We start from the raw sequence: 26944 nt of genomic DNA on the forward strand, positions 1-26944 counted from the left end.
CCCCTCTCAGCGGGCCTGACCCATCATGGCAAGGGCGGTATCCACCATGCGGTTGGAGAAACCCCACTCGTTGTCATACCAGGAGCAGACCTTGACCAGTTTGCCCTTGACCTTGGTCAGGGAGGACTCGTAGGTGGAGGAGTGCGGATTATGGTTGAAGTCGATGGAGACCAGGGGCTTGTCGTTGTAGCCGTAAACACCCTTGAGCGCGCCTTGGCTGGCCGCTTTCATCGCCGCATGGATTTCATCGACGGAGACTTCCTTGTTGACGATACAGGTGAGGTCAACGAGGGAGACGTTCTGCGTGGGCACGCGGATGGCGAAGCCGTCCAGCTTGCCGGCCAGCTCCGGCAGGACCAGGCCGATGGCCTTGGCGGCACCGGTGCTGGTGGGGATCATGCTCATCCCGGCAGCGCGGGCGCGGCGCAGGTCTTCGTGATAGACGTCGATAATGCGCTGGTCATTGGTCATGGAGTGGATGGTATTCATGGTGCCACCCTCGATGCCGGCGAGATCATTGAGGGTCTTGGCCAGCGGCGCCAGACAGTTGGTCGTGCAGGAGCCGTTGGAGACAATGTGGTGCTTGGCCGGGTCAAGCAACTGATGGTTGACGCCGTACACCACCGTCAGATCCACCGCGTCCTTGGCAGGAGCAGAGATCAAGACCTTCTTGGCGCCGCCTTTGAGGTGCAGGGCGGCCTTTTCGCGGGAGGCGAAGAAGCCGGTGCATTCCAACACGACATCGACACCCAGATCGCCCCAAGGCAGTTTGGCGGGATCACGTTCCGCGAGTACCTTGACACGGTCGTCACCTACCAGCATGTCCCCGCCGTCCACGCTTACCGGCAAGAAGAAACGGCCATGCACGGAATCGTACTGTGTCAGATGGGCATTCGTCTCGGGGCTCCCGAGATCGTTAACCGCGACGATCTGGACCTTGTCGGTCCGGTTCGCTTCGTATACCGCCCGCAGGATATTTCGTCCGATACGCCCGTAGCCGTTGATACCAATACGCAACGCCATAATGTTAACTCCTTAAATGTTAAGAATAAAAATATTTACAGTGCCTGGAAACGTGCGACGACGTTATCCACGGTGAAGCCGAATTTCTCGAATAGAATCGGCGCCGGAGCCGAGGCACCAAAATGATCTATGCCGATGACCGCGCCGTGCAGGCCCACATACTTGTACCAGAGCCCGGTGGTGCCCGCTTCGATAGCGATCCGCTTGGTGATGTGACTGGGCAGGACACTCTCCTGATACGCCGCATCCTGGGCCGCGAAGATGTCCATGCAGGGCATGGAAACCACGCGCACCGGATGTCCCTGCTCCGCCAGCTTGGCCTGTGCTGCCAGTGCCAGCTCCACTTCAGAGCCGGTGGCGATGAGAATACCCTTGGCTTTGCCGTCTTCGGCATCTTTGATCACATAGCCGCCACGGTGGGCGTTGGCCACGGTTTCGTCGGTATGGGGCAGGGCCGGGAGGTTCTGTCGGCTGAGAGCCAGCAGGGACGGCGTCCGCTCCAGCTTGACGGAGGACTCCCAGGCGATGGCGGTTTCCACGGCATCTGCCGGGCGCCAGACATGCAGGTTAGGAATGAGGCGCAGGCTGTTGACCTGCTCAATGGGCTGGTGGGTGGGGCCATCTTCGCCCAGACCGATGGAGTCGTGGGTCATTACGTAGACCACTCGAATACCCATCAGCGCCGCCATACGAATGGCGTTGCGGCTGTAGTCGGAGAAGATCAGGAAGGTGCCGCCAAAGGGCAGGAAGCCACCGTAGAGGGCGACACCGTTCATGATGGCGGACATGCCGAATTCGCGCACACCGTAGTGGATGTAGTTACCCATCAGACGATGCTTGCCGATGTCGATGGCTTCTTTCCAGCGGGTATTGTTGGACGGCGTCAGGTCGGCAGAGCCGCCGAGAAACTCGGGCAGTGTCGCAGCAATACCCTGAATGGTTTTGCCGGAGGCGACGCGGGTAGCGATCTTCGGCGCTTCCTTGCGGAAATCGCTGATGAGCCGGGCGATGGCCTTGTCGAAGTCAGCACTGGGTTTGCCCGACAGGCGACGCACGAACTCGGCGGCCTCTTTCGGGAAAAGGGACTTATATTTGGCAAATTTTTCTTGCCAGGCGCTTTCGGCTGATTCCCCTTTGGCGCGTGCATCGTAGGCATGGTAGACCGCCTCGGGAATCTCGAAGGCTTCGCTGCTCCAGCCCAGATTCTGGCGGGTCAGGGCGATTTCCTCCGCACCCAGCGCCGCACCATGGACGTCGTGGGTACCGGCTTTGTTGGGTGAACCATGACCAATGACGGTCTTGCAGCAAATCAGGGTTGGCTTGGTAGTTTGCTTGCGGGCCTCGACGATGGCTTTTTTGATAGCTTCAGGATCGTGACCGTCCACATGGCGGACGACATGCCAGCCATAGGCCTCGAAGCGCGCCGGGGTGTCATCGCTGAACCAGTCATCCACATGACCGTCGATGGAGATGTTGTTGTCGTCGTAAAAGCAAATCAGCTTGTTGAGGCCCCAGACGCCGGCTAGTGAGCAGACTTCGTGGGAGACGCCTTCCATGAGGCAGCCATCACCGAGAAAGACGTAGGTGTAGTGATTGATGAGTTCATGATCGGGGCGGTTGAATTGCGATGCCAGCATCCGCTCGGCCAATGCCATGCCGACGCCGTTGGCGAGCCCTTGACCCAGCGGACCGGTGGTCGTCTCGATGCCGGGAGTGTCGCGATATTCCGGGTGGCCGGGGGTCTTGCTGTGCCACTGGCGGAAGCTCTCAAGGTCTTCCATGGAGACATCGTAACCGGTGAGATGGAGGAGCGCGTACTGCAACATGGACCCGTGCCCGTTGGATAAAATGAAACGGTCGCGGTTGGCCCAGTGGGTGTTAGCCGGGTTGTGGACGAGAAAGTCGTTCCACAGCACTTCGGCGATATCCGCCATGCCCATGGGCATGCCGGGGTGGCCGCTTTTGGCTTTTTCTACGGCGTCGATGGTGAGAACGCGGATAGCATTCGCCAGATCAGTACGGGTGATAGTCATAAACAACACTCCTTATCAATAAAAATCAGTCGATACGCTGGTGGGTACGGACCCGGCGCAGGATGCCGTCGTGACCGGAAATGACCAGGCTCTCGCTCTCTACGAAATAGTGGGAACGGGTTACACCATCGAGGATGTCGCCGGAAGTCAGGCCAGTAGCCACGAACAGCACATCATCGCTGGACACCAGCTCATCGCGGCTCAACCACTGCCCGGCTTTAAGACCGGCGGCGGCGATGGCTTCGGCTTCACCGGGCTTCTGCGGCGACAGGCAACCAAACATGTCGGCACCCATGGCACGGGCGGCGCAGGCGGAAATGACGCCTTCCGGGGTGCCGCCAATGCCCATCATGGCGTCCACCTTGGTGCCGAGGGCGGCCATGATGCCACCGCTGACATCACCGTCCGTCTGTAAACGCACGGTAGCACCGGCCGCCTGGATCTCGCGAATCATGGCTTCGTGGCGGGGCTTCTTGAGCAGAAAAATGCGCAGCTCGCGGACCTCTTTACCGAGGGCACGGGCCAGATCGTGGAGCTTGTCCTTCATCGGTGCGGCAGGATCAATTTTACCGCGGGCCGGGGCCGGGACAATCAGTTTGTCCATATAGTAGGCCGGACCAGGCTGGAACATGCTGCCTTTAGGGGCCGCCGCCAGTACGCAGATCGAGCCGGGCATGCCCTGAGCCAGGAAGGTCGTGCCTTCGACGGGGTCAACCGCAATCTCTACTTCCGGGCCGGTACCCGAGCCTACCACCTCACCGTTATAGAGCATGGGGGCTTCGTCTTTTTCACCTTCACCGATGATGACCAGGCCACGCATGGGGACCTGGGCAATGGCGGAACGCATGGCATCCACTGCAGCACCGTCGCCGAGTTCCTTTTCCCCCCGACCGATCCAGCTGCTGGCGGCGCGGGCCGCAGATTCAGTAACGGGAAGCAGGGACAACGCGAGATTACCAATGGAGGCCATGGGGTTTTTCCTTCAGTGATGGATTAGTAGAAGACAATAATCGTTTTAGCATAAATCAAAGGGCTGCATTTGGGAACTCGGCGGCGGTTTCCAGCCATCGTCTCCAGCTTTCGTGGAGTTGGGGGTCGAGGGTGGCGAGGATGGAGCGTGGTGGCAGATCACTTTCCCTCAGGCCGTCGCCATTAAGTTGCGTGGCTCGCCCGCCTGCCTCATTGAGAATCAGGGCACCCGCAGCGCGATCCCAGAGTTGCTGGGCGCCATGCAGATAAAAATGATAGCGGCCAGCGGCCAGCCAGCACCATTCCAGGACGGAGGCACCGAAGTTGCGCTGACTGTGGAAGGGGCGCTCGTCAATCAGGCGCAGGGCGAGGGGGCGGCTGAGTCTTTTGTAGTCGACGACCCCGACACAGTGTTGGAGCTTCGGTGCCTGGCGAGCCGCCAGGGGTACGCCATCCATGCATGCACCAGCGCCCTGTGCTGCGGAGAAAAGCTCGGCGCGCACTGGATCATACACCCAGCCAAGCATGGACCGCCCGCCTTGCAGCAAGGCCAGGGAAATGCCGAACACCGGGACACCGGCGGCAAAGTTGCTGGTGCCGTCGAGGGGATCCAAGCACCAGAGCGTGTCTGCTTCCTGTAACAGGCGGGCTTGTTCGGCAAGGCTCATTTCTTCGCCAAGCAGGGGAATGTCGGGGTAACGGGCGGCAAGCATGTCCTGCAAAAAGTTCTGACTATCAATGTCGGCGCTGGTGACGATGCTGCCATCGGGTTTACGGTTGGCGCTGACAGTGTGGAAACGGGGTAGAATGAAGCGTTCGGCACAGGTGCGCAGCAGTTTGCCCACCCATTGTTGATCGATTTCTGGTGTCATGATGGGTGTTGTCTCCGGTACGCGTCTTAGTGCTCAGCCTCTGGGTTTCGGCCCCGACGCAGCTGGGTATCCAGAGCGATCACTTGGGCAGGGTGGCGCCTTTTTTCTGCGGACTTTTTGACGGCGTTGTTCAGGGCCTGATGAAATTCCATGGGCAGGCGGCGCAGAATCTCTTCTCCTTCCGGACTGAAAAGATCCATCTGGCAGGTCACGCCCTCGTGCAGGTCGTCCCGGGACTGGGTGGCGAAGTGGTGCCAAACGCTGACCGCAATGCGCCCGCCGATGTAGTCGCAGAACACCCATTCCCGCTCCATCAGGATGGCCATGACCGAGACGTAGCGCAAGGGGATGAAAACGGGGCCCGGGGCGGCATGTTGCAGAATGATGACCTGATTGTAAATCCAGGCCGGAACCAGCCCGGGCCGTGTCTGCCAGACGGGGGGGCGACGGCAATCGGTGTCTTTGATCATGGGTCACCCACGCCAGTGTCACGATGATATAATCCCACCCGTGTTCTCCTGCTCAATGTCAGACCCTATGCCACGCATTCACTTATACGCTGATTCCAATCTCCCTGAAAGCGGACCTTTTTTGCTTCCCGCCGGACCCAGTCACCATTTGCTCAAGGTGTTGCGCGCCCGAAATGCGCAGCCACTTACCTTGTTTAATGGGGATGGTGCTGTCTATCACGCCACTCTGGTCGGGGTGTCTTCAGGGGTGGCGTTGCTGGAGCTTGCTGGGCGTCACCTGCAGGTGACGCTCTCGCCCTTGGCCATTCAGGTCTTTTTGCCCCTGACCCGGGGAGAGCGCTGGGATTGGAGTTTGCAGAAGGCGGTAGAACTTGGGGTGCGGCGGATTCAACCGGTGGCCTGCCGCCATGGGGTAGTGCAACTGAGTGAAGCGCGCGGGGAGAAGCGTCTGGCGCGCTGGCGGGACATCGTCATTGCTGCCTGTGAGCAAAGTGGCGCCACGACCATCCCGGAGCTGGCCCCGCCTCTGGCGTTGGAAGTGGCCTGGGATGCCGTGCGCGGAACGCCCTTGGTCCTCGACCCGGAGGGCAGCGCGCGCTTCGTCAGCATAGAAAGTCATCCGGGGCCGGAGATTACCTTGCTCAGTGGCCCTGAGGGTGGGCTGGCAGCGGAGGAGGTGGCCGCCGCGCGGGCCCACGGCTTTCGCTTGTTGCGCATGGGACCGCGCATCCTGCGCGCGGAGACCGCGGCCATCGCCGCCATCGCCGTCGCCCAGGCGTTGTGGGGCGATCTCTGAGTCGCCCCGTCAGATCCAGCCCGTCTTCTTGAAGTGTCGATAAAGATAAACGGCGCAACTGGCCATGATGAGCAAAGCCAGCGGGTAACCGAACTTCCAGTGTAATTCCGGCATGTACTTAAAGTTCATACCCCAGATGCCCGTAAAAATGGTGGTGAGTACCAGGATGGCACCCCAGGCGGCGAGTTTTTTGTTAACTTCCCCGTGGTCAATGGTGATGAGGGAGAGATTCACCTGAATGGCGGTGGAAATGGTGTCGCGCATGGAGTCCAACTGGCTGTTGAGCAGCATGATGTGATCATGGACATCGCGGAAGTAGTTTTCGGCATCGCCCACCAGCGCCGGAACCCGGCCCCCGTAGAGTTTGTTGAAACCATCGGCCAGGGGCAGGAGGGCGTGACGCAGCACGTTGACCTTGTATTTAATATCGTAGAGCCGCTCCATGTTTTTGCGGGTTTCCTGATTATGAAACATGGCGGTTTCCAGTTGTTCCAGTTCATCATCCAGGGCATCTACTACGGGGAAGAAGAGATCTACAACGGCGTCCGAAAGGGCATACATCACATAGACAGAGCCATATTTGAGCAGATGCGGTTCCCGTTCCGCGCGCTCGCGCACCCCCAGTAAGGTCTGTTCGCAGTTCTGGCGTACCGAAAGCACGAAATCGGGCCCGACAAAAATGCTGATCTGACCGATATGCACCTCCCCGCCATGGTAGGCAGGCACTTGCAGGTAGGCAAAAAGGTGCTCGTCATACTCCTCGACCTTGGGCCGCTGTATCCCGTTAAAGACATCCTCTACCGCCAGTTCATGCAGCCCGAACTGCTTCTGCATGGCGCGCAATTCTGCTTCACTGGCATCTTGCAGCGCCACCCAGACAAAGTTACCGGGTTGATGTAAGTGCGCTGAAATCTCTTCGAGAGGAATATCCGCTTGTTTGCGACCATCGTTATACACTACGCAGTTGATGAGCATCCGTTCAGTCCTCAGATGGGAATGACCTGCCTTAAAAAAACAGGCCGGAGATATAAGCCCTGTCTCCGGCAGAAAGTGAGCCGCCGATGGGTGTCGACGGCCCCATGATACTACGCCTCAGACCTGCGGTTACACCCATGCCCCGCACCGGAGCCCCTGCCGGAATAGTCGCTCGCGGCGGTTGACAGGGCGGGCGGCAGGATAGAACATCGAGGCTGATTAATTTTGGGAATCTCAGCATGGACATTTTGTTAGCGAATCCGCGTGGATTTTGCGCCGGAGTTAATCGGGCGATCCAGATTGTCGATCGTGCGCTGGAGCTTTTTGGTGCGCCCATCTATGTGCGGCATGAGGTCGTTCACAACCGTCATGTCGTCGAAGATCTGCGCGCCCGTGGCGCCATCTTTGTCGAAGAGTTGGATGAGGTGCCTGATGCGGCGACGGTGATCTTCAGTGCCCATGGAGTGCCCATCACGGTTCGCCAGAACGCGGCGGCAAGAGGGCTGAGTGTCTTTGACGCCACCTGCCCACTGGTGACCAAGGTGCATATGGAAGTTAAGAAATACAGTCGGGACGGTATGGAGATGGTGCTCATCGGTCACGCCGGCCATCCGGAGGTGGAGGGCACCATGGGTCAGGTCGCGGAGGGCATGATGTATCTGGTTTCCAATGTCGCCGATGTGGCGACCCTGGCGCCCCGCAACCCGGAGCGGCTCGCTTACATTACCCAGACGACCTTGAGCATGGACGACACCGCTGAAGTGATTATTGCCCTGCGTGCGCGCTTCCCGCTGATTGAAGGGCCGAAGAAAGATGATATTTGCTATGCGACCCAGAACCGGCAGGATGCGGTGAAGTCGCTGGCGCCCGGCGTCGATATTCTGCTGGTGGTGGGCGCGCCGAACAGCTCCAACTCCAGCCGCTTAGCGGAATTGGGTACCCGGCTGGGCACACCGACGCATCTTATTGAGGATGCGCAACAACTGCGCCGCGAATGGTTTGACGGGGTGGAGAAAATCGGTATCAGTGCCGGAGCGTCGGCACCGGAAAGCCTGGTACAGGAGATTATCGACACCCTCCAGAGCTGGGGCGCGCGGATTCCGAAAGAGACGCCTGGTGTAGAGGAGAAAGTCACTTTCAGTCTGCCCTTGGCGCTGGTGCAGGCGCAACCGCGACGGGAAAACGCCTCCTGACACTGTATTGTCCCGCTTCCGGGTGGGTTGTTGTAAGTTAGCGTCGCTCCGGGAGCGGGTCCGTAGTCTCTGCGCCAATGATCTCATCAGCCTGAAGGAGGCGCGGGGCCAGTTCCACGGGTTCTATGACGGGCATTTCTTTGTTATCCGGTGCGGCTTTGAGGTCGCGGAATTTGCGCGCCGAGATCAGCACACGGCCTTCCAGCGATCCGGTCGCTTTGTTGTAAGCTTCTACCGCCTGGCCCAGCCCCTTACCTACCCGCGTCCAGTGACCCGCCAACGTGCTCAGGCGATCATAGAGTTCTTTGCCCAGATCACTGATCGCGCGGGCGTTCTCGGCCAAGGACTCCTGCCGCCAGCCATAGGCCACCGCGCGCAGCAAGGCAATGAGGGTGGTGGGGCTGGCCACGATCACCTTCTGCTCCACCCCGTATTCAATGAGCGATGGGTCTTCCTGGAGGGCGGCGCTAAAAAATACCTCGCCGGGCACAAAAAGAACGACAAACTCCGGGGTCGGTTGAAACTGTTCCCAGTAGGATTTTTTACTGAGTTGGGTCATGTGGGTGCGTAATTCGCTGGCATGCTTGTGCAGGAAATGGGCACGTTTTTGTTCGTCGTCCGTTTCCATGGCTTCCAGGTAGGCATTCAGAGGGGCCTTGGCGTCGACGACGATGCGTTTGCCGCCGGGCAGTCGTACCACGAGATCAGGGCGCTGCTGGCCGTTATCGGTGGTAACGCTTTCCTGCTCAGTGAAGTCGCAATAAGCCAGCATGCCGGCCATTTCGACGACACGCTTGAGCTGCATTTCGCCCCAGCGACCCCGGGCGGCGGGCTGGCGCAGCGCCTTCACCAGCGCGGCGGTCTCCTGATGCAGGCGCGGCAGGTGGTCTTGTACGAGACCGCGAATTTGCTCATTGAGGGCGCTGTAGGCATCGACGCGGGTTTTTTCCATGGCGTCGATGCGGGTGCCCACTTTCTCCAGAGACTCACGGATAGGTTCCACCAGTTGTCCCACGGCCTTCTGGCGGCCCTCCCAATCGGTTTTTGCACTTTCCTGGAAACGCTCCAGATTCTCCCGTGCCAGTTCGAGGAAGGACTGGTTGTTGCGGCGTAGGGCTTCGGCAGAGAGGGATTGGAAGGCATCGCCGAGGCGTTGGCGGGCGTCTTCCAGGAGTGCCAGTTTTTCGTTGCCGCGCAGGCGTTCCTGCTCCAGCCGTTCACCGAGTTCCGCCAACTGGCCCTGGAGGGCGGCTAACTCTGTTTGCAGGCAAGCGGCATGGTTGCGCTCCGCCACCAAGGCATTTTCGAGCGCCGGGATACGGCGGCTTTCCGCTTCGGCACCGGCTCTATGTTCACTTTCATGGCGGAGGATTTCCTGTTGTTCCTGAGCCTGTTGCCGCAGCGCACTTATTTCTCGCTGCAGGCTGTCCATCTGAGCGGCACTGGCTTGCTTGCCTTCCCGAAGGGCCTCGCTGATATCGTGTTGGCGTTGGATCATGCTGCGCGCTATCAGTCCAGCCACAAATAGCCCGAGCATCACGCCGACAATGAGATACAACAGATTTTCCCAGATCAAAAGCCGGTCCTACAGGTTAGAAAAAGCAGTCTGAGAATACGCGAAGCGGGGCGTCAAAGCGATGGCACGCAAGCGGTTGGCAAAAACAGAGCCAGAATACCCGGCGGAGCGGGTACTCATGCGCTGCGGTTTCAGGACCCCAGTTGCGAGGTACAGTTGGGACAGCGTGTGGCTGCCAGAGGGATCGTCGATGCACAGAAAGGGCAGGTTTTGGTAGTAACGGCAGTAGCAGGTCTGGTGTAAAGCTTGTTGATGATTCGCACAATGGAAAAAATAACCAGCGCAATGATAAAGAAGCTGATCAGTGACATGAGAAAGAGGCCGTAATTCACGGTCACGGCGCCCACCTTCCTGGCGGCCTCCAGAGTCTGGTAAGGGCCGGGAACGGTGCCTTCCTTCAATACGATATAGAGGTTGGAAAAGTCGACTTTGTCGAGCAACATACCGATAGGCGGCATGATCAGGTTGCTGACCAATGACGTCACAATGGCGGAAAATGCCGTGCCAATAACAAAGGCAACAGCCAAATCAATGACATTGCCGCGCTGCAAAAATATTTTGAAGTCCTTGGCAAACGCTTTGAGCATGATAATCACCTTTGATGATGGCCGACCATTTTTTGACTACTTGCTTAAAGCCCCATTGTCCGTAGGATAACCAATGCGCCTAAAATTGAAAACAACCATCACTTATGAAATGTCGTTGATTAACGCCGGCAGAAATGGTTGATGGCATTTTTGCTGTTGTCCATCTGCCGGTGGCCAGACGCTGCGGTGCAGGCCTTTTGACCGTTCTGACAAGTAATAGCCCACCCCTGAGTCAAATCAAAAAAATGTGCCGCCTGGGCTGCTGGGGACGCATAAGCACTTCTCTGGAGAAGTGGCGCCAGGGCATGGAAATAATGGCTCTCTTCCTGTGCCCACTGGGAAACGGCTTGCCAGCAGGTGGCCTGTTCGTTGGTGGGCATTTGCGCGCAACCCGTCGCGTTGCTGCGTGCATGATCGAGCGCCTGCTGCCAGTTGGGGCAGAATTGCTGTGCCGCCTCAGCGCGCTGGGCGGCGACGGCGGCGAGACGTTGCTGCGCAGCCTCGCTATTGCGATTGGCCAAAGCGGTACTGCGCGCGGCAGCGCTGGCGGTGGTGGTTGAAGAGGAAGAAGGTGGCAGGGAAGCACAGCCTGACAGGGCAAGCGTGAGGAGGAGGAAAAGTATTTTTGCGGGCATGTGGCGAGACTCTCAGATAGTTGGCCTTTACCCGTTATATATCACAAATGGACGATATTGCGGAGTCCGGCGCCGAGAGATGCTTACATCGCTTCGTGAGATGCCGTCTCTGAAACAGGTGCCTTGCCCTTCCAGTGCCCTTTCCATCCCTCAAAAAGTACATAGAATGCCGGCGTCACATAGAGCGTCAGAAACTGCGAGACGATGATGCCGCCCGCCACCGCCACGCCCAGCGGCACCCGCGACTCAGCACCCGCCCCGATGCCAATGGCGATAGGCAGAATACCCAGCACCGCGGCAAGGTTCGTCATCATGATTGGACGGAAGCGGGTGACACAGGCATCGACCATGGCATCGATGGCGCTGGCCCCTTCGCGGCGGCGGTGAATGGCGAAGTCCACCATGATGATGCCGTTCTTTTTGACCAGCCCCACCAGCATGATGATGCCGACGAAGCTGAACAGATCGAGTTCCTGATGGAAAATCCAGAGGGCCAGCAAGGCGCCAAAACCGGCCAGGGGCAGGGCAGTGAGGATGGTCAGGGGATGGATAAAATCTTCATAGAGAATGGCCAGAATGGCGTAGATCAGAGCCACTGTTGCCAGCAGTAAGAGTGGCAGGCTGCCGGTGGACTGGGAAAAGGCCGCGGCGGAGCCACCAAACTCTCCCTGCACATCCGCGGGCAATATCTTTGTCGCCGTGTCCTGCACGGTCCGGGTCGCATCGCCGAGGGAGGTGCCGGGGGCCAGATTGAAAGAAATGGTCACGCTGGGCAGTCCGTTGTAGTGGCTGATACTCAAGGGTCCGACGCCGTAAGCGAAGTGCGCCAATGCGGCCAGGGGCACCAGGCCGGTGCTGCCCGGCACCGTGATCGCCGAAAGTGCCCCGAGATTTTCCTGAAACGGCCGCGCCAGGTCGAGAATGACCTCGTATTGATTGGTGGAGGCGTAGATAGTGCCCACCTGGGTGCCGCCGAAAGCGAAGTTCAACGCCTGCTCGATGGCCTGAGGAGTGACTCCCAGAGCCTGGGCGCGCTGGTGCAGGATGTGCACTTCGATTTCCGGGTTGGCTAATTGCAGATCACTGTTAACGGCCTGTAGTCCGGGTACTTTGCGCAGGGCTGTTACCAGTTTGGGCACGGTCACATTCAGGCTATTCTGATCCTCGCTCTGCAGAATGTATTGGTAATGAGATTGTGATGAGACCGGCCCCATCTGAATGGCGGGCGGTAACTGGAAACTCGCTTCAACCCCGGAAAAATGGCTGACGGTACTGCGCAATTCCCCAATGACCTGGGTTCCTGACGCCCGCTCGCCCAAGGGCTTGAGGCGGATGATCAGCCGCCCGGTGTTGGCGGAGCCAAAGGCCCCTGCACCCTGCCCGGCACTGGACAACACGGACTGCACGGCTGGATTGTGGCCGACGGCAGCGGCGATGGCCTTCTGGGTGGTTTCGAGTTGGGCAAAGGAAATGCCCTGGGGATATTCCAGATTGCCCATGATCATGCCGCTGTCTTCGGTAGGGATGAAGCCCTTGGGCAGCAGGATAAAGAGTCCGATCGTGGCCAGCAGGCTCAGCAAGGCCCCGCCATACACCCAGCCGCGATGGCTGAGCGCCACCCGCAGGCTGCGTCCATACCAGTCGCGCAGGCTGAGGAAACCGCTTTCGAAGCGGCTCTGTCCCTGATGTTTCACCCGCAGATAGCGGGCGCAGAGCATGGGGGTTAACGTCAGGGATACCAGCCCGGACAATAGGATGACCACCGCGATAGTGACGCCGAACTCGCGAAATAAACGACCGATGATGCCACCCATCACCAGAAAAGGCAGGAAGACCACGGCCAGCGACAGGGTCATGGAAATCACGGTAAAGCCGATCTCGCGGCTGCCAACAATCGCCGCCTGATAGGGCTCTTCGCCGTTTTCCTCATGGCGGGCGATGTTTTCCAGCATGACCACGGCATCATCCACCACAAAGCCCACCGCCAGGGTCAGCGCCAGGAGCGTCAGCGTATTCAGGGTGTAGCCCAGCGCGTAAATGATGGCGAAGGTGCCGAGAATGGAGGCGGGAATCGCCAGTGCGCCAATCAGGGTCGGGCTGCCGCGGCGCAGGAAAAGCCAGAGCACCCCGGCTACCAGTATGGAGGCGAGCAACAGGGTGACTTCGACCTCCTCCACCGCCGAACGGATATAGTCGGCTTTGTCGTACACCACCGTCATGTGGGCGCCGCCGGGCAGACTAGCGCTCAGCAGGGGCAGGCGTTTCTGGATAGCGTCGGAGATGGCCACGGTGTCGGCATTGGGTTGGCGTACTACGGCGAGAATCAGGGCGCGCTGCCCCCCCAGCCAACTGGCGATCTGGTCATTGTCCACGCCGTTGCTGACCTGGGCGATATTTGCGAGTGGCACCACCGCGCCGTTGGCGAAGGTGATGGGCATGCTGGCGAAAGCCTGGGCATCATGGAGCTGGCCATGCACATTCACCGCATAATTGCGCACCGCACCCAGCACTGTGCCCTGCGGCAGATTGACGTTGTGACTGGAAATAGCCTGGGTAAGGGCCTGCAGCGATATCCCATGCGCCTGCATGGCAAAGGGGTTGGCGTGGATGCGGACCGCGTAATTCTGCTCGCCGAAGATCAGCACCTGGGCGACGCCGGGAATACCGGAAATGGCGGGCACCACCTTGTCTACCGCATACTGGTTGAGCTGATAGATAGGCATATTGGGCGCGGCGAGGGCAATAAACTCGATGGGTGCCGCCGACGGATTGAGCTGTTTGACGAAGGGCAGGCTGGGCATGCCCGGCGGCAGCAGGTGGGAGGCCTGGGTGACCGCGTTTTCGACATTTTGGGTGGCGACATTAATGTTCTGGCTGAGGTCAAACTGCAGGATGACCCGCGTCGAGCCCTGATTGTTCACCGAGCTCATGGAGGACAGGCCAGGAATGGCGGAAAACTGTTTCTCCAAAGGCGTAGCCACGGCGCTGGCCATGGTCTGCGGGCTCGCTCCCGGCAGACTCGCCGCGACCATGACCGTCGGAAAGTCCACACTGGGCAGCAAGGCTACCGGCAGTTTCATAAAGGCAAAAATGCCATACAGCACCAGTCCGAGAATGAGGACGACCGTCATCACCGGGCGGCGAATGAACAGGGCGGAGAAATTCATGCGGATTTCCTCTGCTGACCCCTATGCGACCCGGTGGCTGCAGGGGTGCCAGTGAGTTTCACCTTCGCCCCCGGATAGAGGCGGGCGGGAAGCGGAAAAATCACCCGAATACTCTTGTCTACGCCCTGTACCACCGCATCCGTGCCCGATTCCCAGAGCACCTGCACCGATTTGTCCACCGCTTTGCCATCTTGCACCACATAGACAAAGGGCCCGCTGCTGCCCTGTTGGACCGCGCCCACCGGCAGCACTGTGGCTTGTGCCAATTGCTGTACCGGCATCTGCACCTGCACATACTGCCCTGGCCAGAGGCCGAGGTCGGTGTTAGGTACGGTAGCCTGCAGGCCGATGGTGGCGGTCCCCAGGCTCACGCTGTTGTCAATAAAAGTGAGCTTGCCCTGAGCGAGCACGGTGCCGATTTTCTCGTCGTTGATGGGCAGGGGAATTGCCTGCTGTTGCGCCCACCGCGCCGCGCTCAGCAAGCCCTGGGGAATGCTGAAATTCACGGTAATGGGCGCGATCTGGTTGACCGTAGCCAGTGGTGTCTGGTTGGCGATGACCAGGTTGCCTGCCTTGACCTGGGCCAGCCCGATGCGACCGCTGATGGGGGCGGCGATGCGGGTGTAAGAGAGGTTGAGGCGGGCCTGCTCCAGGGCGGCTTGGTCAGCCTGTACCTGCGCTGTCGCCGCCTGTGCCTGGGAGACTGCCTGATCGAAGCTTTGCCGGGTGATGAAATCCTTTTCCGCCAGCGGGCGGTCCTGCTCCACTATGTTACGGTTGTAGCGCGCGGTGGCCTGATCCGCCACCAGTTTGGCCTGGGCCTGGGCGAGCGCTGCCTGCATCTGTGCCGGGTCGATGGTGAACAGGGCTTGTCCCTTCTCTACCATGCTCCCCTCGGCAAACTGCACGCTCTGCAGGATGCCGGAAGTCTGCGGCACGATTGTCGCCGTTTGCAGGGGCGTCACCGTGCCCAGAAAAGCTTCGTAATGGGTCATGGGGCGGGTGCTGGCGCTGACGAGACTGACCTGCAGGGGCGGCATTTCATGCTTGGTCTTGGTCTGGCAACCACTCAACAGCAGGGAGAGGACTGCCAGCGTCAGCAGGAGAACAACAGGGGGACGGGTCACGGTGCATTCTCTCCCAAAGGTATGCCGACGGCCTGACTGAGTTGCGCTAGGGCGACATAACTGTTAACCAGATTTTGAATCAGGGTGTAGCGCGCCTGCGCCAGGGTGGATTCGGCGAGGAGGACATCCTGAATGGTAGCCTGGCCGACCCGATACTGGGCCTGTACCACCTCCAGCGCCTTCCCGGCATTTTCCAGACCGCTCTGTGCGCCGGGGTAGGCCGCAATGGCGCCCTGGAAGTTGTGAAAATCCTGCCAGACCGTCGCTTCGGTGCTGTTGCGGCTGGCCGCGAGGTTGGATTGAGCCTGGTCTCTCAGTGCCTGTGTCTGGCGTATCTGATAATGCGTATTGAAGCCAGTGAAGAGGGGCACCGTCAGGGTGAAACCCACCGTCCAGGTGTCACCGGGCCGGAAGCCGCCTTGATAGAGATAACCATAAGAGCTGTTGACCCCCAGACTAGGCAGACCACTGGCCTCGGCGCTGCGGACATTGGCTTGGGCCACCGCTACCTGCGCCCGCGCCTGCTGCAGGGTGGGATTGGCGGTGAGGGCGGCATGCATCAGCGTCTTGGCAGCGCTGTGGAGTTGGGGTGGTTCCTGCCCCAGTTTGAGGGACGTAATCTTCAGGGTGGTCTGCGGACTGAGGCCCAGGGTGCTGGCCAGCAACCCTTCGCTGCTGCGCACGGTCTGGCGTTGCGCGGCGAGGGTGGACTGCGCCTGCGCCATGGCGGCCCGAGCCTGATAGAGGGCGCCGATGGTGGCTTGCCCGGCACGATGCAGCACCTCGGCGGCTTCCAGGTTTTTCTGGTTTTCCGCAACGGTTTTTTCATCGGCAAGGACTAGGGATTGATTGCCGAGGAGTTGGTAATAGGCCTGCGCGACGCTGAAGGCCACGGTCTGGATGTTCTGGTTCTGGGTGAAGCCCGCCACCCATTCCTGGGCGCGGGCAGCATCCACCTTGGCGGCGCGTAGGCCAAAGTCCCATAGGGTGTAACTCAAGGTCAGGTTGGGGTTGGCGCTGTTGCGTGCCGGGACCGTAAAGCCGGCGGTGGAGGCTGCTTGTCGGCGGCTAAAATTGGTATTGAGGAACAGGCTCGGCAGCCAGGCGCTTTTCGCCATCCCCAGGCTTGCCGCCTGCGCACGCAATCCATCCCAGGCGGCGGCGGTCTGCGGGTTGTGGGCGAGGGCATACGCAGTGAGTTGCGGCAGCGTCCAGATTTGCGCCTGTTCGTCCACAGAAAGGCCCTGGAGCTTAGGTAAATCGGGCAGGGTGGCTTGGGTGGTCCAAGGCTGGGCCGGGCTGGCACTCAGGCCGCTATCCGTATCCAGAGGGTCGGCCAGCCACGCACCGACGCCAGCTTGCGCCAGCCCGCCTTGAGCCATACAGAAAACGGTACAGACAGCCAGCAATAGCGCTTTGGGGGGCACGCTCAGGTTCCTCGGCAGTGGAGCCGCCATTCTCCCGGAAAGCGGGGTCACAAGGAAGATGTGGCACCAGAGGAAATTGTTGCGAAATGTTACGGGCGGGCCTTGCGGAAGACGAATCATGTTCTATATAAATCTTTACTGACTCTGTGACGTGTATGGTTACCATTGGGTTACAGGCCGATTCAGCGCGTGAACACTATCTTAAGGGATAAATAAAAGGATGTCCGCATGATCAACAAGAAAGCCATCGCAACCCTGACCACAGCAAGTCTGGCCCTGTTTTCCGCCTCTGCCATGGCCGACAGCGCCTGGAATGCCAGCCAGAATCCAATCGTTGCGGCCAACAACGAAATAGGTCTCGCGGCGACGGGCACATTGATGAATTATCAGGAACACTTTGCCACAACAGGTGTCCTCAGTGCGCCAATGGATGATACGGAATCAGGATGGTTGCCGGGATTTTCGGTAAATCTCTCGGGGATGAATAATAACCTCACAAGAAATCTGTATTTATCGCTTAATTACAATTATTCTTCGGCCGGGATAGCTTATAAAGGGTTCGTGTATAACCCTGGCATACCGAACTCAGTTAGGCGCGCTGATACAACGGATCAGGCAACCACGCAGAACTTTCTGGGAAAATTGGGCAAAGGTTTTTCTATTAGTGATAACATGATGCTCACACCCTATATAGCGGGTGGGTTTCTGTTGTGGAACAGACAGCTTCCCGGTACTCACGAACGTTACCATTCTGCGCTTGTTGGCGCCGGTCTCATGTATCAGTACGCACCGACAGCCAGGTTGGTCCTGGGTGCTGACATGCGTGTACTCGCGCTTGTTGGCGGGGGCATCAAAACATCCCAATGGTCCTCTGGGTTTGGTACCAGTGGAGAAGAAACCGTAGGGATTCATGCAGACTATAAAATTTCCGGTGGATGGCATGTTTATGGTGGCTTGGATTTCACCCACCTTACCTACACTGGGACGGGCATTGTAACGTTTTATCAAGGTGCCACGAAGTATATTGGTAAGGAGCCCCCATCATCGACCAATCTGCTCGGTATGAATCTCGGGCTTGCCTATAGTTATTAATTCGGTTTGTCCGCGAGCAGAGCACGCATGCGGTGTTAACGGACATAATAGTATTATCCTAGTCCCCTGATCCACAGACGACGGGGTATGCTTGGCGGCAACCCGTCTTTTGCCTCTTGCGACAGGCCTTGTCTACAGGCGACGGGGTGCCGTAGTACCTTGCGGAGCGAACGGCAGAATCAGACTGGAAGCGGACATAGGACTCGGTTAAAATAGTAGGACTCGTGTCTGATCCTAAAAATGGAGAAAATCACTGTTTTAATGGGATGAACCTCTCCTTCCCCTCCAGGGCTCCGCCAAAGTCTTCCATAACTCATTGATTATTCATATTTTCATGCATATCAGATTCGCTGCAACCTGATGAATTCGCAGAAGATTCAATGCTGCTCATCGTACACAGCGTAAAAATACAGAGATAGGATCAACCAATCAAAGAGATAGCAGCATGCTTGCCGTAGTCCTGGGGCTATGGCCTTGTCCGGTTGAATGATTTACCGCCCATAGCGGATATGGACAGCGCGGTTATAACAACCATCGGTTATTCGGAAATGCATCGAGATTTATTGCAACCGCCAACGCTGGCATTCACGGATTGGTTAGCTGGCTCCCGCTGTGTTCGCATAGTCTTTCACACGATTGTCCGCTTGAAACGGGACTATCCATTATTGTCAAACTACAAATGAGGACACCCGGTATCGTTATGATCTAGAATGGTGCAGCCGAACACCAACGATAGGATGGTCGGAATGACAAGCTATCACCGCTGCTGGAGCAAGTTTCACCAGGTGCCGGAAAGATACCATTGTCTACTATTCAGATATTCCTCCCAAAATCGTACCCGCTTACCATGATCACTGCACCATTAACCGCTACGCAGCGCCGCACCCTCCGGCAGGTGGGCATAGCCTTTATGCTTCTGGCGAGCCTGCTGACGGCGCTGTACATTCAGCAGTCCCAGCATTTGCATCGAGTCGCTGCAGAGAAAATCAAACTGCACGCCTCACTGTCCGCGCAGAGCGCGGCGCTGCAGGTAGCGGCCGTTTTCAATAAGTATTTCGATAATTTGGTCTACGTCGGCAACGTCTTGCTGCCCCAAGATGCCGGAGTGCAGACACCCGGCACCAGGACTTTAGAGCAGGTGCAAATCCTCCGGGCACAATATCCCAATGTCATGGCCATCAATCTTCAAAACAGCTTGGGGGATCGCATTCTTTGGTCAACGTTGCCGCAATCTTCCCAGCCGATTTCGCTAGCGAATGATTTTACGCCTTTGCCAGGCCACCCGAACCGATTGATTGGCAAGCTTCACTATGCCCAGAGGATGCACGCGCGGGTAATCACTATGCGCTACAGGGTGCATGATGCCGGAGGCGCCCATCTGTTATTCTCAGTCGGCAGCCCGATCAATATCATGAGTCTCGATACGCTTACCATTTTACCCAATTACGACCTGTTTCTGCTGGATGCCCAGCATGTACCCTTTGTTTTTTTCCGGCAGGGAAAGCTTTCTCTTTCCGGTCCTTCCCTGCAGAGTTTTCCCTCAGACAATCAAGTGCATGAACCAGTACCTGGATACCCATGGACCATCGCTGCAGGATGGCCATCGTCTCTGGCGGAACAAGCCTGGTGGGACGAGGAGAAAAGGCTGCTGCCCAATAATATTGGCATCGTTTTGGGCCTGCTTGGGATTGGTGCCTTTACGCTGTTTTTGCTGGCGCGGGAGATGCGTCTGCGTAATCGGCAAGAAGAGATTCTCATTGATGAGCGGGACCACCAAAAAAAACGCGCCATCCACGATGCCCTGACCGGCCTACCCAACCGCGATGGCCTGCGACTGGTGTTTGTTCAGGCGCTGGCGCGTTCCGACCGCCAGGAACAGCTTCTGGCCGTGGGTTTTCTGGATCTCGACGACTTCAAACCGGTCAATGACACCTACGGGCACGCCGCCGGTGACGATCTGCTCCAGGAAATGGCGCGCCGCCTGCAGAACGCGGTACGGCGAGCCGATACGGTCGCGCGCCTGGGGGGCGATGAATTTATCCTGTTGCTGGAAGGCCTACGCAGCATGGATGAACTGGATCTGGTTCTGGCCCGTCTCCAGACCACGATTACGCAGCCTTTCTACATCCAGGGAGAGGTTGTCAGCATCCGGGCGAGCCTGGGGTTGACGCTCTATCCCTTTGACGAGGGGGATGCCGACCTACTCCTGCGCCACGCGGACCAGGCCATGTATGCCGCCAAAATACGATCTGGTCGCGAGAGCGGGGGCTGGGTGCAGCTCTACCACCCGGATATTGGCAGCGTCAGCATGGGCGATGAGATGTTGCGCCGGGATTTCCTGCGCGCCTTGGCCAGCGGAGCGGTGACCCTCCGCTATCAGCCTCTGGTGGCCATGGCGACGGATCGGGTGGCGGGTCTCGAGGCCCTGACCCGCTGGCACCGGGAGGGTCGGGAGGTCTCCCCCGACAAATTCCTTTCCGCCCTGGGGGTACGGGAGCGTCAAGCAATGGGGCGCTTCGTGCTGCAAAAGGGACTGCAGCAACTCGCACAGTGGCGGGAAACCGGACTGGACCTCTTTCTCAGCATCAATGTCACCCCGGAAGAACTCGATCAACCCGGATTTGCCGATACGGTCTTTGGCATCCTGGCGGCGTATCCGAGTGTCCCTCCGAAATCCCTGGTGCTGGAGGTGCTGGAAATCGGGGAAATCCTCGAACAGGAGGCCGCCCTGGAACATCTGCAGCGACTGCGCGGCGCGGGCATCAAAATCGCTCTGGACGACGTGGGGAGTGCTTACGCCTCTCGCCTGCGACTCAAAAATCTGCCCATTGACGAGATCAAGATCGATCAGGGTTTCATCCGCGAGTTGTCGAACAAACCCCAGGATCTGATTTTCGTCGAAAGTCTCGTCAATCTGGGCTTGGCGATGGGCGTCCTCATCACCGTGGAAGGAGTGGAAACCGAAGCGCACATCGCTTTCCTGCGCGAGATGAAAATCAACTATCTCCAGGGGTACGCCATTGCCAGGCCGCTGGAGGCGGAAGCGGTGGCGGATTTTGTGCGCAGTTTTGTCCTCGGCGTCGGGGATGCGGACACGCCGATGCTGGCCCTGTACCAGCATCTGGGCTGGGTGCGGGCGGCAGCAGAGTCGGTGATGAATCATCAGGGTCACGAGCATATGGAACTGGCCGACTGCCCGATCACGACCTGGCTGCATGCCCATGCATCGGAACTACCCGAGGTGGAGACCTTGCTGGCCGAGCACGAAACAGTGCATATCCTGGGCCGGGAAATTCTCCAGGTACGGCAAAGTGGAACGCGCGAGGAACTCCATCGCCTGCTCGGCCAGTTGCATGTGCACAGTCATCGGTTTCAGGAAGGGCTGGGGCAGGCGGTGAAGGCCATGCGGGGAAACACAGCGGACCAAGCGTAGGACTGGCTGATCACGCAATCCACAGCCCGATTTCGATGTTTGCCAGCATGCGCTTAGAGTATCTGGTAACACGCAGATAGGATTGACGGAATACCATGGTGGATTGGGATAAAGTTACAGATGGGCACCTCTAAAAACCGGCGCTCAGAATTCAGGTTATTTTCCTGCTGTTTTGATGCCGAATGCTGTTCTTTACGGCTGTTTTTCCATAATTTGCCGCATTGCGGGCAAGCCAACGCCCTCATAGGACCTACTTCGAGAAACCCCAGTCGCTTGATGTTGTAGGTAACCGCCATCATGGTCAGCGCAAAGTCGGCCCGCGCCTGGCCTATGGTCCGGATACACTTGCCGCCCATCTGCTCCATGGCGCCGAATACATGTTCTACGCGCGCCCGCACTTTGGCGATTTTATGGTTGCGCCGCTGTTGGCATTCGGACAGTGGGTGGTTGCGGTTGCCTTTCCGTTGGACACGACTCCGGTAGCCTTGGGCCTTGAGTTGTTCTTCCCGCTCCTGACTGGGGTAGCCTCTATCCGCATACACTTCCGCACTGGTATTCCAGTCATCCAGTACAACTTCAAAGTGCCGGCTGTCGTGGACAGAGGCCGTGTCGGTCACCAGCTTGCGGATCAGTTTGTGTTTGCGATCTACTCCAATAGAGCTTGAAGCCATAGGTGCTTTTGCCATGCTTCTTCGTCCAGGTCGCATCCAGATCTTTCTGACGGCGTTTCGCTGGGCTCCAGTCGGCAGGCATAGCGTTTTTTTTGATCTGTTCCTTGTCATCTCTGGAGAAATGTTGCTTGGGTGCCGGTACCAGCGTGGCATCAATGATCTGGCCCCCCCGGGCCACATAGCCGTGCTGCAGGATTTGCTGCTCGACTGCCGCAAGCAGCGCTTCGGCACCGGCTACGCCAATACGGTTTTCAAAGTGCCAGATAGTCGTGCGATCCGGAAGACGTGCAGCATCCACCAGACCGCAAAAACGCTGATAGCTATGGCGATCCAGCAGCTGATACTCCATCTGCTCGTCTGAAAGATTGTAAAGGCGCTTTAACACCAATATCCATCCGCACCATGGTTTCCGTGGGATAAGGAGGGCGACCGCCCTGGGGACTCGCCGGACGAGGGCCACACGATCGACCTCTGCCGCCAGGGCAGGAAAGTCGATGCAGGGAGCGATGCGCAGCAATGGATCACCCAACTGATCCAGTTTCTGATGGTGGGAATCCGCTGCAAACAGGTCGGTTTTGATTGCGCTCTTTCGTGGTGTCATCCGGCATACCCCAGAACATTCAACTGGTTATATTTTATCATATATAGCCGAAATGGGAAGGTTTTTCGAGGTGCCCTTATGATGATGACCGGTGCGAACTGGCTTGCTCAGCCGTAGGGGCGTCTTTGGAATGTGTAATGTAAGCGGCTGATATTCATAACCCAAGGCTTATGCGAAACGACTTGACTCATTTCCTGTGGCGAGATGCGATAAACAGGGATATTAACTTTCCGGAACGTCCACCTACGATAAATGCGTGTGGGCTGAGTAACCCTTCGGAGGGTCCGACAGTACCGGTTCCGAGTTTTTTGGTATAAATCAAATCACCACTTTGCGCATCCAGCACGTATAATTTTCCTTTCATATTTACCGTATAAAGAACACCGTGATAAATATTGGGGTTAGTGATATCCTCCCCCGTGCGAAAAGACCAAAGAATTTTCTCGGTGTGAGCGTCAATGGCATATAAGCGTTTAGTAAGTCTTGGCTCGACATAGATGATATGATGCCATGCCGTAAGTGGAGGATCGTAGATACCTGGGAGCGCAGGATCAGACTTATCCATATCAGACAATCTTATCGTCATATTGAGGGCGCGTGCAGCTTTTCGCAATGCCGCCATGACCCAATTCTTCCAGTATATATCGTTACTGGTGATGCTGTAATCAGCCCATTTTACCGGTGACACAGTGTGAGAATAAATAACCTGCTGATGTAGCAATTGTCCTGTTGTAGCGTTCATGGAAACTATCTGAAATGTAAATTCACGCATTGGAATATGATTCCAGAGATGTGCAACAAAGCTGAATGGTCCGTAGGACTGTATGTGCATAAATGCCGTGAACACCGTATCTTTATGAATCACTGGCGAGGCTTCTGCAAGATTGACGGCATGCGTAAAATTTCGTGTCCATACGACTTTGTGGGTTCGCCAGTTGATGTCATAAAAGTCATTACGATTCGTAAAGGTATTATCCGTTCCGAAGTAGAGATTTGAGCGGGCTCTGGCAGGAGAGGACATCCCTGACCACCCAGCGATGGGTATTTGCCAAAGTAGTTTCCCCGTGTGACTGTCAAGCGCAATGAAGCGCCCACCGCCGGTCGGCGTTAGAATCTCGTGGTGTACATCTGTGGGTGTCGGCATATCCTGACAGCGCGTAGCATATTTCCAGACGATCTTACCAGTAGTTGCCTGGAGTGCGACGATGGCATGAGGAAACCGGGACCGACAGGATCGTCCGGCGTTGACTGCAAACATGCGCTTTCCGCCAAGACCCACTATCACATAATCTCCGGCTACAACCGCTTGCGTCATCGTGATGTTGCCCAAAGGCGTTCGCCAAAGAATTGCACCCGTCTTTTCATTAATGCTGAGTACCTGGCCACTTTGATGGCGACCGGTTTTCCCTGTCGTCACCAATAGATTTTTCCCATCCACAGCAGGTGGAGCAATAATGGGTTGCCCGACACGGATATCGAAAGTGCCAACTTTGTTTTTGGTAAACGCCAAATGCTGAGCATTCTCCTCAAATTGCGAGCTTGCATAGGCGTGGATCGTGGTAATACTTGTTGCTGCCAGAAAAATCCATGAGACGATCCAAGATCTGTCAGTCTTCGCGGTCTGGTAGAACCTCCTGCTAAAGCACATTTTCAGCATAAATCCACCTCTACAGCATGTTACCGACTCCAGGAAACTCAGCTTAGCTGTCGCCGGTCCGTGGCACGGTGACAGTGTCCACCCATAGGCAGCACCGGCACTGATAGTCGGCAGTGTGGCACCGCGCCGTTACCTGTATCTGCGCCCGTCCTAAAGCGATCTGTCGATCCACAACCTGTACCAGCAGCTGCATACGCTTTGCCTACGTGTCCAGGAGAGATGGACTAAGCAATGTGGGCTCGCGAATTCTTGCCTATTTGACAGCATGGCCTCCCCATCCTGTGCCCGCCCTATTTGCAGATTCAGAAACCCTTCGCGAAGATTTTCCATAAGCTTGCATTACACGCAACCAATTGCCAGCAGGGCATTGATTCCTTATATTCCCAGCATGGATAATCTCAACTCCCAAGACCGGGAGCGAGAACCTGTCTGTAAGTATAGTATAACCAATTCCCATGCGCGATGGCCCGTGTGGAGTGAAGATGACAACAGTAAAGGCATGGGAAGCGGCGTCTGTCAAGGCACTGAAATTTCACCGTTTTTCAGTACCGTCACTCGTACATTGAGTTTATGAATAAATAAAAAGTGCTTATTGTTGTGCCTTTTGGTAACCGCTTCTTACCTTATTTATTCGATAAAACAGCTAGATAGAGGTGAACAGAACGTCTCGTCGTGACATAATAAGCGCACGTTAACTCACTGATTATAAAGCGCAAGAGGCCCTGTTCGATGACTATGCTACGCGATTTACTCACCCCTTTCCAATCGGACTTTTCCGACACGCGACTGGGTCGCGAACGTTCCCACTGGTTCATCTTCACCCTGCTGGCGGTCATCGTCCCCTTTACCTCCTCTATGAGCTCCAATCTGCTGCACTCCCTGCAGACCCTGTTCGGTCTGAACGTGAATGCCCGCCGCTTCTATTTCTTCATGGCCTCGACCCATCTGGCCTGGGATCGCCTCTGGCCCATTGCCTGGAACCTGATCCCGTCCCCCTGGTCGACGGGCGCTTGATGCTGGCTTTCGACGACAGCATCAACAACAAAACTGGAAAGCGGATCTTTGGCTGCGGCTTCTTCTTCGATCATACCGCCAAGGTGAACCAATCGACCTACCCGTGGGCGCAGAACATCGTCATGCTCGGGCTGCTCAAACCCATCAAGGGTCGCTGGTCCTGCTTGCCGCTGGCCAGTCGCTTCTACCATCGGCAGAAGGACATCGATGCCGGGAAGATTAACGCCCGCAGTCACGGCCAGCTGGTGACCTTTCAGTCAAAGATGGCGCAGGCGGCGGAGATGATCCTGCGCATCGCCGCCCATTTTATCGATAAGCCACCCCTCCTGGTCGTCTGCGACAGTTGGTTCAGTAATAACGGTCTGTGGAAGCCCCTGAGTGCATCGGGACAATCCATCCACCTGCTGTCCCGCCTGCGTATCAATACCGCCCTGTACGCGGAACCGAATGACGCCGCCAAGGCCGCCAAAGGGCGGCCCCGCAAATATGGAGATCGCTGCGGATCGGTGACGGATCTGGCAGAGTCTTTACGGGACCTAGCGCAGACGTTCTCGGTCATGCTCTACGGCAAACAGTGCGATGTGCTCGCCTACGATCAGGTCTTTATGCTCAAAAACCTGCGCTGCCCGGTGCGGGTCGTCTGGGTATTTCGCAAGACCCAGAGGGTGGCCTTCTTCACCACGGACCTGACTCTCTCGGTGACACAGATCATCGAATACTATGGCGCCCGCTGGAAGATCGAAGCGGGCTTCAAAGAGATCAAACAGATGGAATGGATGCCTCCCCCTACAGGACCGGCAGCGGGGCGCTTCAGAAGGGAGTCCCCGCTTGATCCGGACGGCATCAAGGTGCCAAGGTGGAAATTTATCCACGTAAAGGACAAGGAGGACTCGTCATGCAGGTTACAACATACGGATTGGATTTGGCAAAAAGGGTCATGCAACTGCACTGGGTAAACCTGGAGACCGGCGAGATTCACCGCAAACAGTTGAAGCGCCGTGCACTCCTGGAGTTTTTCGCCAACCGGGAATCGTGGCGATGGAGGCTTGCGGTAGCGCCCACTATTGGGGACGGGAATTGCGTAAGCTGGGGCATGAGGTCCGCTTGATTGCTGCCCAGTTTGTGCGTCCCTTCGTGAAGACCAACAAGAACGATGCGGCAGCGATCTGGGAAGCCGTACAGCGGCCTGATATGCGCTTTACGGCAACTGCCATTATCGCCACCGTGGGAGATATGAAGTCCTTTCGTTCAGGACGGGAGTTTGCGGCGTTTCTGGGGCTGGTTCCCCGCCAGAGTGGGACCGGTGGCAAGGTCCGGTTACTGGGGATCAGCAAACGGGGGGATACCTATCTCCGAACATTGCTGACCCATGGAGCCAGGGCGGTGGTGAACTTCCAGATCAAGAATCGGAATCCCTGGATTGACAAACTGCTCAGTCGGCGACCCCATAATGTGGTGGTCGTGGCACAGGCCAACAAGATGGCACGAACCATCTGGGAGCTACTGGTGAAAAACACAGAATGTGTGGCCAATCACGCTAGGAATGCGGCCGCCCTATAGTAATAGTTACAGGATTGTTGACGTTCAGAAAAAGGAGTTGCGCAGGCGGTACACGATTGATGGCAA

19 protein-coding genes and 2 pseudogenes are annotated in these 26944 nt (G+C 57.4%); 7 read left to right on the forward strand and 14 right to left on the reverse strand.

What is annotated here, in order from left to right; translation table 11 throughout:
* Positions 1-6: 6 nt before the first annotated feature.
* Genes gap through H2515_RS01830 form a run of 5 tightly spaced genes read right to left on the reverse strand, consistent with a single transcriptional unit; the run spans position 7 to position 5367 of the window.
* The gene (gene gap, locus H2515_RS01810) at positions 7-1023 is read right to left on the reverse strand and encodes a type I glyceraldehyde-3-phosphate dehydrogenase (RefSeq protein WP_014027694.1); all 1017 of its coding nucleotides are present in this window, start codon (positions 1021-1023) and stop codon (positions 7-9) included.
* A gap of 35 nt (positions 1024-1058) precedes the next feature.
* Positions 1059-3056: a transketolase gene (gene tkt / locus H2515_RS01815; protein ID WP_071182796.1), complete on the reverse strand. Its 1998-nt coding sequence runs from the start codon at positions 3054-3056 to the stop codon at positions 1059-1061.
* 25 nt (positions 3057-3081) lie between these two features.
* The gene (gene glpX / locus H2515_RS01820; protein ID WP_035194762.1) at positions 3082-4026 is read right to left on the reverse strand and encodes a class II fructose-bisphosphatase; all 945 of its coding nucleotides are present in this window, start codon (positions 4024-4026) and stop codon (positions 3082-3084) included.
* A 55-nt stretch (positions 4027-4081) separates the two neighbouring features.
* A complete protein-coding gene (locus H2515_RS01825) occupies positions 4082-4897 on the reverse strand; it encodes an inositol monophosphatase family protein (protein ID WP_071182797.1) in 816 nt (271 codons plus the stop codon).
* A gap of 26 nt (positions 4898-4923) precedes the next feature.
* Positions 4924-5367, reverse strand: coding sequence for a hypothetical protein (locus H2515_RS01830; protein WP_065414159.1), 444 nt, complete (start codon positions 5365-5367; stop codon positions 4924-4926).
* A 67-nt stretch (positions 5368-5434) separates the two neighbouring features.
* On the opposite strand from H2515_RS01830, the gene H2515_RS01835 reads away from it, so the two are divergent.
* Positions 5435-6163, forward strand: a complete 729-nt coding sequence (locus H2515_RS01835) for a 16S rRNA (uracil(1498)-N(3))-methyltransferase (protein WP_071182798.1) — start codon at positions 5435-5437, stop codon at positions 6161-6163.
* A 9-nt stretch (positions 6164-6172) separates the two neighbouring features.
* Here the strand turns inward: H2515_RS01835 and H2515_RS01840 are convergent, their stop codons facing one another.
* Complete coding sequence (locus H2515_RS01840; RefSeq protein ID WP_035194772.1) at positions 6173-7138, reverse strand: magnesium and cobalt transport protein CorA; 966 nt, start codon at positions 7136-7138, stop codon at positions 6173-6175.
* Between the two features lie 239 nt (positions 7139-7377).
* Here H2515_RS01840 and ispH point away from each other — a divergent pair, with 239 nt between their 5' ends.
* A complete protein-coding gene (gene ispH / locus H2515_RS01845; RefSeq protein ID WP_014027701.1) occupies positions 7378-8331 on the forward strand; it encodes a 4-hydroxy-3-methylbut-2-enyl diphosphate reductase in 954 nt (317 codons plus the stop codon).
* A gap of 37 nt (positions 8332-8368) precedes the next feature.
* On the opposite strand, the gene rmuC is transcribed toward ispH, so the two are convergent.
* The 6 genes from rmuC to H2515_RS01875 all read right to left on the reverse strand — a co-directional run bounded on the left by rmuC (position 8369) and on the right by H2515_RS01875 (position 16850).
* Positions 8369-9907, reverse strand: a complete 1539-nt coding sequence (rmuC, locus tag H2515_RS01850) for a DNA recombination protein RmuC (protein ID WP_198660803.1) — start codon at positions 9905-9907, stop codon at positions 8369-8371.
* A gap of 131 nt (positions 9908-10038) precedes the next feature.
* Positions 10039-10494, reverse strand: a complete 456-nt coding sequence (gene mscL / locus H2515_RS01855) for a large conductance mechanosensitive channel protein MscL (protein ID WP_198660804.1) — start codon at positions 10492-10494, stop codon at positions 10039-10041.
* A 119-nt stretch (positions 10495-10613) separates the two neighbouring features.
* Positions 10614-11129: a hypothetical protein gene (locus tag H2515_RS01860; RefSeq protein ID WP_198660805.1), complete on the reverse strand. Its 516-nt coding sequence runs from the start codon at positions 11127-11129 to the stop codon at positions 10614-10616.
* 83 nt (positions 11130-11212) lie between these two features.
* Complete coding sequence (locus H2515_RS01865) at positions 11213-14296, reverse strand: efflux RND transporter permease subunit (protein WP_198660806.1); 3084 nt, start codon at positions 14294-14296, stop codon at positions 11213-11215.
* Positions 14293-15423, reverse strand: coding sequence for an efflux RND transporter periplasmic adaptor subunit (locus H2515_RS01870; protein ID WP_065412653.1), 1131 nt, complete (start codon positions 15421-15423; stop codon positions 14293-14295). The genes H2515_RS01865 and H2515_RS01870 overlap by 4 nt, the downstream gene beginning before the upstream one ends.
* Positions 15420-16850: a TolC family protein gene (locus tag H2515_RS01875; RefSeq protein ID WP_065412654.1), complete on the reverse strand. Its 1431-nt coding sequence runs from the start codon at positions 16848-16850 to the stop codon at positions 15420-15422. Before H2515_RS01875 ends, H2515_RS01870 begins: the two co-directional genes overlap by 4 nt.
* A 228-nt stretch (positions 16851-17078) precedes the next feature.
* Between H2515_RS01875 and H2515_RS01880 the strand changes: the two genes are divergently transcribed.
* Both H2515_RS01880 and H2515_RS15960 read left to right on the forward strand, forming a co-directional pair.
* Positions 17079-17942 carry a hypothetical protein gene (locus tag H2515_RS01880; protein WP_198660807.1) on the forward strand — a complete coding sequence of 288 codons (864 nt, stop codon included), beginning with the start codon at positions 17079-17081 and terminating at the stop codon, positions 17940-17942.
* An 802-nt stretch (positions 17943-18744) separates the two neighbouring features.
* Entirely contained in the window at positions 18745-21375 is a 2631-nt protein-coding gene (locus tag H2515_RS15960) for a putative bifunctional diguanylate cyclase/phosphodiesterase (protein WP_232821502.1), read from the forward strand.
* Between the two features lie 236 nt (positions 21376-21611).
* Here H2515_RS15960 and H2515_RS01890 read toward each other — a convergent pair.
* Positions 21612-22647 (reverse strand): annotated as a pseudogene (locus tag H2515_RS01890) (IS5 family transposase); the annotation flags it as partial.
* A 187-nt stretch (positions 22648-22834) separates the two neighbouring features.
* Positions 22835-24304, reverse strand: a complete 1470-nt coding sequence (locus tag H2515_RS01895) for an outer membrane protein assembly factor BamB family protein (protein WP_232821503.1) — start codon at positions 24302-24304, stop codon at positions 22835-22837.
* A 729-nt stretch (positions 24305-25033) separates the two neighbouring features.
* On the opposite strand from H2515_RS01895, the gene H2515_RS01900 reads away from it, so the two are divergent.
* The 3 genes and pseudogenes from H2515_RS01900 to H2515_RS01910 all read left to right on the forward strand — a co-directional run bounded on the left by H2515_RS01900 (position 25034) and on the right by H2515_RS01910 (position 26878).
* Positions 25034-25318 carry a hypothetical protein gene (locus tag H2515_RS01900; protein ID WP_232821504.1) on the forward strand — a complete coding sequence of 95 codons (285 nt, stop codon included), beginning with the start codon at positions 25034-25036 and terminating at the stop codon, positions 25316-25318.
* Entirely contained in the window at positions 25318-26274 is a 957-nt protein-coding gene (locus H2515_RS01905) for an IS701 family transposase (protein WP_198660809.1), read from the forward strand. The genes H2515_RS01900 and H2515_RS01905 overlap by 1 nt, the downstream gene beginning before the upstream one ends.
* A pseudogene (locus H2515_RS01910) lies at positions 26214-26878 on the forward strand (transposase). The gene H2515_RS01905 and the pseudogene H2515_RS01910 overlap by 61 nt, the downstream one beginning before the upstream one ends.
* Positions 26879-26944: the final 66 nt, after the last annotated feature.

Source organism: Acidithiobacillus ferrivorans (genome assembly GCF_016250455.1).
Classification (GTDB): domain Bacteria; phylum Pseudomonadota; class Gammaproteobacteria; order Acidithiobacillales; family Acidithiobacillaceae; genus Acidithiobacillus; species Acidithiobacillus ferrivorans.